The 4,361-nt window shown below is 68.4% G+C and carries 5 protein-coding genes; 1 reads left to right on the top strand and 4 read right to left on the bottom strand.

Annotated features, from left to right (window positions below; genetic code table 11):
• The 4 genes from AC1D2K_RS30775 to AC1D2K_RS30760 all read right to left on the bottom strand — a co-directional run.
• Window positions 1-542: amino acid synthesis family protein (locus AC1D2K_RS30775; protein ID WP_478093734.1), on the bottom strand; the 542-nt coding region annotated here is incomplete at its 3' end.
• A 139-nt stretch (window positions 543-681) separates the two neighbouring features.
• Window positions 682-1,323: an amino acid synthesis family protein gene (locus AC1D2K_RS30770; RefSeq protein WP_286508576.1), complete on the bottom strand. Its 642-nt coding sequence runs from the start codon at window positions 1,321-1,323 to the stop codon at window positions 682-684.
• 21 nt (window positions 1,324-1,344) lie between these two features.
• Window positions 1,345-2,268, bottom strand: coding sequence for a UPF0280 family protein (locus AC1D2K_RS30765; RefSeq protein WP_478093733.1), 924 nt, complete (start codon window positions 2,266-2,268; stop codon window positions 1,345-1,347).
• A 2-nt stretch (window positions 2,269-2,270) separates the two neighbouring features.
• Complete coding sequence (locus AC1D2K_RS30760; protein WP_478093731.1) at window positions 2,271-3,896, bottom strand: 6-hydroxynicotinate reductase; 1,626 nt, start codon at window positions 3,894-3,896, stop codon at window positions 2,271-2,273.
• A gap of 235 nt (window positions 3,897-4,131) precedes the next feature.
• Between AC1D2K_RS30760 and AC1D2K_RS30755 the strand changes: the two genes are divergently transcribed.
• Window positions 4,132-4,361 (top strand): FAD-binding oxidoreductase (locus AC1D2K_RS30755; RefSeq protein ID WP_478093729.1); only part of this gene is annotated, 230 nt, incomplete at its 3' end.

Genomic DNA, 4,361 nt, shown 5'->3' with positions numbered 1-4,361 from the left:
CCGCCGATGCGCGCCAGCGGGCGGCCGCTGTCGGTGACCGCGACCGCGACCACGATCTCGTTGGCGCGCGGCGCATCGGACACGCGGGCCTCGATGGCGTCGAAGTGGCTGCGCACGAAGGCCGCGTCCTTGTGGCCCAGCGGCACGTCGATGGCGGTGCCCAGCGTGCCGCGCTTCTTGCTCGACGGCACCAGCGCGGCGCCCTTCTCGACCGCCATGCGCAGCGGCGCGCCGAGCTTGGGATGCAGGATGGCCGCTGCATGCTCGAGCTCGCCGGCCTCGCCGACGATGGCCGCCTTGCCGTAGCTCTGCGCCTCGCCGGGCTGGATGCCCAGGGCCGCCACGGCCTTCTGGCCCAGCAACGCGCCGAGTTCTTCGCCGATCGCGATCAGCTCGTCGAGCGATTCGCTGTAGCGGCCGGCGTAGGGGTTCTCGATCACGGCGATGGCGACCGCGCGGCGCGTGGGCGGCTCGATGGCCTGGCCCATTTCCTTGCGGGTTTCGTCGACCTGGACGACGAGCTTGCGAATGTTGGCGGTCATTGGCTCACCCCCAGGTTGCCCGGCACTGCGTGTCCGGTCGCCCACCCCCTTCCGGGGGCAACACCAGCGGCCAGGCAAAGCCTGTTCCGCGGTGTTCCTGGCATAAATCCGTTGCGACTTGGTTGATGGATGCTGGTTTTCATCGGAGTCCGTCCCACTTAGAAATGTTTTCGGCACGCAGGCCGCCGACGCGATCGTGCACGCGGTAGCCGGTGCTCATCGCGAGGATGAAGACGATCTCGTCAGCCGCCGGCGCACCGGGCACGCGGACTTCGATGGCGTCGAACTGGCCGCGCACATAGCTGGCATTGATGTTGGTCAGCGGCACGTCGAGCGCAGCGCCCGGCGGGCCGACCTTCTTGGTCGAGGGCACGATCGACAGCGCGTTGCCGGGCTGGCCGGTCTTCTCTTCGGCCTTGCCTTGCCGATAGGCGTCGCGGTCGCCCTTCCAGCCGAGCAGTTCGCGCATCGCGTAGCCGCCGGGCACATGCCACAGCGCACCGTGCTCGAGCTCGCCGGCGGCACCGACGATGGCGCCCTTGCCGTAGGTGGCGATCTGCTCGACCGGCACGTCCATCGCGGCGCGCAAGCGGTGCGCCATGTCGACGCCGACCGGATCGAGCAAGGCCATCATCGGCAGGATGTCGGGCTCGTAGCGGCCCGCGAAGGGATTGGTCAGCACCGCGCCGATGGCGCCACGCACCAGCGGCGTTGCAGCGCGCGGTCCGAACTCGTGGTGGATGTGCTCCACATGGGTGAAGACGCGACGTATATCGATCATGAAAAAGAGTCCTGCTTTTCGTTAAGCAAATACTGAACCAACTGCATCGGCCATCGGTTCGCGGCCCGTCCGCGGCAACCCGGGCGAAGCCGTCGAGCTTAAGGGTTGAAGCACTCGCCATTGCCCCTGGCAAACCAGCACCACCGACCACACCAGCCCGGCGCGCTGCAGCGCCGCCGCACGGTCGGCACCCGCATCCAGTGCACGCTGCACCTGCGCCGGCGCCAGCACCGCGACGTGGGTCGTCACGGGGATGTCACCGAGGTCGCTGTCGTCCTTGCAGGCATTGGCGGGCAGGCGGCGGATGCCGGGATCGTCGACATTCACCGCGTTGGCGATCACCGTGGCCGCGGCATCGGCCTCGGCCGCGGTGGCCGCGAGCACGGTCACGCTGTCGGCGATGCCGAGCGAGAAGCTGCGCCCGCGCCAGCCGCTGGTGGCGACGCCGCGCACCGGCTGCTCGGCGCGAAGCTCGAACTGGCCATCGGTGGTGATCGGCCCGGCGTCCCGCAGGTCGAAGCGCGCGAGGTCGGCGAAGAGCCCGATGCGCGCGGAATGCCCCGGCGCGAGATGCAAGGCGATGTCGCCGCCGTTGTTGATCCAGGCGCGTTCGATGCCGCAGCGCTGGTAGCAGGCGATGAGCTCCTGCGCGACCGCACCGGCGACCGCGGCCATCGGCGTGATGAAGCCGGCGCTGAACGGCGCGCAGGCATTCCACATGCGCCGCGCAATGGGGCCCTGCAGCGCGCACGCCGCACCGACCGGCTGGCGCAGCAATGGCAGTTCGGCGACCAGTTCGTCCAGCACCTGGGCGAAGCGCCGCCAGGCGAGCTCATGCGCCACCGCGACCTCGACGGCGTCGCCATGGGCCTCGGCGACGATGTCGATCGGGCCGTGGTTGAAGTGCCAGCGCGCACCGTCGAGTGCGCTGCGTTGGGCGCTCATGATCAGCCCAGCATGGGAGGCTGGCCGAGCGGCCACGGGTTGGCCGGGTCCATGCGCAGCCACTGGCGCGCCAGCGGCGCTCCGTCGTCCTGCCAGGCGCCGCGCGCCAGCGCCTGCTCGAGCGAGAACACATGCTCCATGTGGCCGCCCAGCGCCGCGTAGTCGTCGCGCCGCATGCTGAACTCGATCGGCGCCACGATGGCCGGTGTCGGCACCGTGCCGAAGCTGTTGTCGGGCATGCGCAGCACGTCGGCCATCACGGTGATGCCGCCGCCGGGCCACACATAGGCCGGTGCGCCGCCGCAGGTCACGTTGACCAGCGCGCGCTTGATGGCGCGCGTGAGCAGCACCGGGTTTTCGGTGACACCTGCGCGCAGGCTGCCGCCGGCGCCGCCGAGGAACAGCACGGTGCACAGCGACGGCTCGCAGTTCTCGCCGATGCGATCGACGATGCGGCGAACCTCCGCCGGCATCGGCGCCTCGACCGGCTGCAGCTGCGCGTCGAGCACGTACCACTGCGCATGCTCGCCGGTGGTCGAGGTCATGAGCAGGCGCAGGCCCGGCCGCGCCACGCCCTCTTCCCAGCCCTCGATGATCGACAGCGGGTCGTCGATGTCGGTGCCGCCCCAGCCGTTGCCCGGGTTCGCGACCTGGAAATAGCGCCCCGGCGTCGACTTGCGCCCGCGCATCTGGATGCCCGAAGGCGCCATGTCCAGGCAGCGCCCGGCCTGGTGCTCGGTCAGGACGCCGGTGATGTGGTCGTCGACCACCACCACTTCGTCGGCATGGCCGAACAGCTGCCGCGCGAAGATGCCGACCGCCGCCGAGCCGCAGCCCACGCGCATGCGTTTTTCTTCGACGCCGTTGACGATCGGTGCGCGGCCGGCCTGGATCACCATGCTGGCGCCGCCGTCGATCACGCACTCGACCGCCTTCTTGTTGCCCAGCAGCTGCATCAGCTCGCAGGTCATGCGGCCTTCCTTCTTGCTGCCGCCCGTGAGGTGGTGCACGCCGCCCAGCGACAGCATCTGCGAGCCGTACTCGGCGGTGGTGACGTGGCCGACCACCTCGCCGCGATAGCGCACGTTGGCCTGCTCGGCGCCCAGGAAGCGGTCGGTGTCGATCTTCACCTTGAAGCTGCAGTAGCTGAAGATGCCTTCGGTCACCACGGTCACCATGTCCACGCCCTGCGCCTTGGAGGCGACGATGAAGGGCGCGGGCTTGTAGTCCGGGTAGGTGGTGGAAGAACCCACGCCGGTCACGAAGACCTCGTCAGCATGAAGGAGATCGCCGTTCCAGTCGGCGTCCGCCACCGGCGCCTCGATGCGCTCGGCCTCGCCGGTCTCGCCGCCCGCGCGGGCGAAGGGCACCAGCGCCGGAGTCTCGCTCGTGAGCTCGCGCCGCAGCAGCAGCACCGGATCGACCCGCACCAGCACGCCGTCGCGGTTGGCATAGCGGTCGCAGGCACCGGTGCGCCCCTCTGAAATCTGGCACAGCACCGGGCAGGCATTGCACTCGACCTTGGCCGCATTCATGCGCTCGTTGCGCAGGGGCGCCCGGCCCGTGGCCTCTGGCATTACCGGCATGTCCATGCCGGGCAGTCCGTCTGTCTTGGTGTGTTCGGTCATCGCGGATATCTCGTGGGTTCAGGCCGGCGGGAGTGCAACATCTGTGCCGGCGGCCCGCTTGCAACTGCACTTGTGCTGGAACTGACGTTTGTGTAGCATTCCCTACACCTTCATGTGGTGAACACTACATTTGAGATCAATGTAGCAAACGGACTCGATACTGGCAATGGTGTTTTCGCTGGCATCGCCGACAATTGGTGCATCCCTTTTTCGTTCATAACCATTCCTGCCCCCTATGAGTGCATTCAGCGAAGAACGTGTGCTGAGCGTCCACCACTGGACCGACCGCCTGTTTACCTTCACGACCACCCGCGATCCGGCCCTGCGTTTCTCGAACGGCCACTTCACGATGATCGGCCTGAAGGTCAACAACAAGCCCCTGCTGCGGGCCTACAGCATCGTGAGCCCGAACTACGAGGAACACCTGGAGTTCCTGAGCATCAAGGTCGAGGAAGGCCCGCTGAC

Source organism: Variovorax sp. P1_H12_2 (assembly GCF_056405335.1).
The sequence above is the reverse complement of the archived record's forward strand: the minus strand, read 5'-3'. Positions and strand labels throughout refer to the sequence as shown.

What these genes read in the sequence shown, in the direction of transcription:
- AC1D2K_RS30770 (WP_286508576.1), bottom strand. Translation starts at nt 1,323, where the DNA reads ATGATCGATATACGTCGCGTCTTCACCCATGTGGAGCACATCCACCAC.
- AC1D2K_RS30765 (WP_478093733.1), bottom strand. Translation starts at nt 2,268, where the DNA reads ATGAGCGCCCAACGCAGCGCACTCGACGGTGCGCGCTGGCACTTCAAC.
- AC1D2K_RS30760 (WP_478093731.1), bottom strand. Translation starts at nt 3,896, where the DNA reads ATGACCGAACACACCAAGACAGACGGACTGCCCGGCATGGACATGCCG.